2 protein-coding genes and 1 pseudogene are annotated in these 3,309 nt (G+C 62.4%); 2 read left to right on the forward strand and 1 reads right to left on the reverse strand.

Annotated features, from left to right (window positions below; translation table 11 throughout):
- Positions 1-501, forward strand: a pseudogene (gene prfC, locus EN955_RS34040) (peptide chain release factor 3); the annotation flags it as partial.
- A gap of 75 nt (positions 502-576) precedes the next feature.
- On the opposite strand, the gene EN955_RS34045 reads toward prfC, so the two are convergent.
- A complete protein-coding gene (locus tag EN955_RS34045) occupies positions 577-1,047 on the reverse strand; it encodes a VOC family protein (protein ID WP_024505784.1) in 471 nt (156 codons plus the stop codon).
- A 269-nt stretch (positions 1,048-1,316) separates the two neighbouring features.
- Between EN955_RS34045 and ilvD the strand changes: the two genes are divergently transcribed.
- Positions 1,317-3,161: a dihydroxy-acid dehydratase gene (gene ilvD, locus EN955_RS34050; RefSeq protein WP_024505783.1), complete on the forward strand. Its 1,845-nt coding sequence runs from the start codon at positions 1,317-1,319 to the stop codon at positions 3,159-3,161.
- The last annotated feature ends 148 nt before the right edge of the window (positions 3,162-3,309 follow it).

Genomic DNA, 3,309 nt, shown 5'->3' on the forward strand with positions numbered 1-3,309 from the left:
GGCACGCTGCGTATTGGCGATACGCTGACCGAGGGCGAGGAAATCCTGTTCCGCGGCGTTCCGAATTTCGCCCCGGAAATCCTGCGCCGTGTCCGCCTCGGCGACGCGATGAAGGCCAAAAAGCTAAAGGAAGCGCTGCACCAGATGGCAGAGGAGGGCGTCGTGCAGCTGTTTTCGCCCGAGGACGGCTCACCGGCCATCGTCGGTGTCGTCGGCGCGCTGCAACTCGACGTCTTGAAGGAACGGCTGAACTTCGAATACACCCTGCCGGTCGAATTCGAGATGTCGCGCTTTTCCGTGTGCCGCTGGATCTCGGCCGACGACAAGGCCGAGGTCCTGCGTTTCATCGAGGCGCATCGCGGCGACATCGCCCGCGACCTCGACAACGATCCGGTGTTCCTCGCCCAGCACGCCTTCTCGCTGAACTACGAAGCGGAGCGCTGGAAAGCGATCAAGTTTGCCACGATCAAGGACTATCAGGTCCGCGACAGAGCGGCGTAAGTCGCGCTTTTTCCTTCTCCCCGTTCACGGGGAGAAGGTGCCCGAAGGGCGGATGAGGGGCGGCGCGACCCTCGACTATCCTCTGGCAGCTTCCTCGATCTTGGCGATGTCGATCTTGCTCATCTGCATCATCGCCGACATCACGCGGCCGGCCTTGGCCCGGTCCGGATCCAGGAGCAGGCGCGGCAGCTGCTCCGGCACAACCTGCCAGGAGACGCCGAATTTATCCTTCAGCCAGCTGCATTGCGATGGTTGGCCGCCACCTTCGATGAGCTTGTCCCAGAAGTAATCCACCTCTTCCTGCGTCTTGCAGTCGATCGACTGCGACATCGCTTCGCTGTGCTTGAACTGCGGTCCACCATTGAGCGCCTGGAACTGCACGCCGTCGAGTTCGAACGTGGTCACCAACACCTTGCCTGCATCGGCGTGGCCTTCGGGCCAACGCATCACGCTCAGCACCTTGGAATTCTTGAAGATGGAGACGTAGAAGTTCATGGCCTCTTCGGCCTGGCCGTCGAACCACAGGCAGGTGGTGATCTTTTGCATGTCGTGCTCCTCGGATTGCTCTTTTGGTGTTACAGGGAAAACGGCCGACTCCGAGAATGGTGCCGTTGCCTCGCCGTTTGCCCAAGGACGGCCGCGCGCGGTGCAATCCGACACCAGGATGCATTTTTTTGTAAGATCCGATTCTTGGAGGAATCTGGCGCATTGCAAAATTGTGGCCAGACCATACTTGCGCGTCTATAACGCCTGCGGTCCGAATTCAGCTCCGCCGCGCCAACCCCTGGGCTGCGGCCAGCCACCAAGGAAAAAACATGCCTGCCTATCGTTCCCGCACCACCACCCATGGCCGCAACATGGCCGGCGCTCGCGGCCTCTGGCGCGCCACCGGCATGAAGGACTCGGATTTCGGCAAGCCGATCATTGCGGTGGTCAACTCCTTCACCCAGTTCGTGCCGGGCCATGTCCATCTGAAGGATCTCGGCCAATTGGTCGCGCGCGAGATCGAAAAGGCCGGCGGCGTTGCCAAGGAATTCAACACCATCGCCGTCGATGACGGCATCGCCATGGGCCATGACGGCATGCTCTATTCGCTCCCGTCGCGCGAGCTGATCGCCGATTCCGTCGAATACATGGTCAACGCGCATTGCGCCGACGCCATGGTCTGCATCTCCAATTGCGACAAGATCACGCCCGGCATGCTGATGGCCTCGTTGCGCCTCAACATCCCGACCGTCTTCGTCTCCGGCGGTCCGATGGAAGCCGGCAAGGTGGTGCTCGCCGGCAAGACGCAGGCGCTCGACCTGGTCGATGCCATGGTCGCGGCCGCCGACGACAAGATCTCCGATGAGGACGTCAAGGTCATCGAGCGCTCGGCCTGCCCGACCTGCGGCTCCTGCTCGGGCATGTTCACCGCCAATTCGATGAATTGTTTGACCGAGGCGCTTGGCCTGTCGCTGCCCGGCAACGGCTCGACATTGGCGACGCATGCCGACCGCAAGCGTCTGTTCGTCGAGGCCGGCCACCTGATCGTCGATCTCGCCCAGCGCTATTACGAGCAGGACGACGAAACCGCACTGCCGCGCAACATCGCCTCGAAGGGCGCTTTCGAGAACGCCATGACGCTCGACATCGCCATGGGCGGTTCGACCAACACCGTGTTGCATATCCTGGCTGCGGCGCATGAGGGCGAGATCGATTTCGATCAGGACGACATCGACGCGCTGTCGCGCAAGGTGCCGGTGCTGTGCAAGGTGGCGCCCGCCAAGTCCGACGTCCACATGGAAGACGTCCACCGCGCCGGCGGCATCATGGCCATCCTCGGCCAGCTCGACAATGCCGGCCTGCTCAACCGCGACCTGCCGACGGTGCATACGTCAACCCTGGGCGAAGCGCTCGACCATTGGGATATTTCCCGCACGACCAGCCAGAGCGTGCGCGATTTCTTCCTCGCCGCCCCTGGCGGCGTGCCGACACAGGTCGCCTTCAGCCAGGAGCGCCGCTGGGACGAGCTCGATCTCGACCGCGAGAAAGGCGTTATCCGCTCGACCGAACATCCCTTTTCCAAGGATGGCGGCCTTGCCGTGCTGAAGGGCAATCTGGCGCTCGACGGCTGCATCGTGAAGACGGCGGGCGTCGATGAATCGATCCTGAAATTCACCGGCCCGGCCCGCGTGTTCGAAAGCCAGGATTCCAGCGTCAAGGCGATCCTGTCCAATGAGATCAAGGCCGGCGATGTCGTCGTCATCCGCTATGAAGGACCGCGCGGCGGCCCCGGCATGCAGGAAATGCTCTACCCGACAAGCTATCTGAAGTCGAAGGGCCTCGGCAAGGCCTGCGCTCTGGTCACTGACGGCCGCTTCTCCGGCGGCACCTCGGGCCTGTCGATCGGCCATGCGTCGCCGGAAGCTGCCGAAGGCGGTTTGATCGGACTGGTGCAGGAGGGCGATACGATCGAGATCGACATCCCGAACCGCAGCATCCGCCTGGCTGTCGATGAGGCGGAACTCGTTGCGCGACGGGCGGCGATGGAAGCCAAGGGCGCCCTGGCCTGGAAGCCGGAAGAAAAGCGCAAGCGCAAGGTGACGACCGCCTTGCGCGCCTATGCCGCCATGGCCACCAGCGCGGCCAAGGGCGCGGTGAGGTTTGTGCCGGAGTGAGGTTTCTTCCTTCTCCCCTGTGGGCTAGCGTGCGCACACATTTGCTTCGTGCTGTGGTCAAGCGTGAAGAAGCGACGCCGGAAAATGGCTTGAAGTGTTTGAATCGCATGTGATTCTGTAGCTGCCATTGTTCTGGAGGCTACGACGA

This window comes from Mesorhizobium sp. M7A.F.Ca.CA.001.04.2.1 (assembly GCF_003998485.1).
GTDB lineage: Bacteria > Pseudomonadota > Alphaproteobacteria > Rhizobiales > Rhizobiaceae > Mesorhizobium > Mesorhizobium ciceri.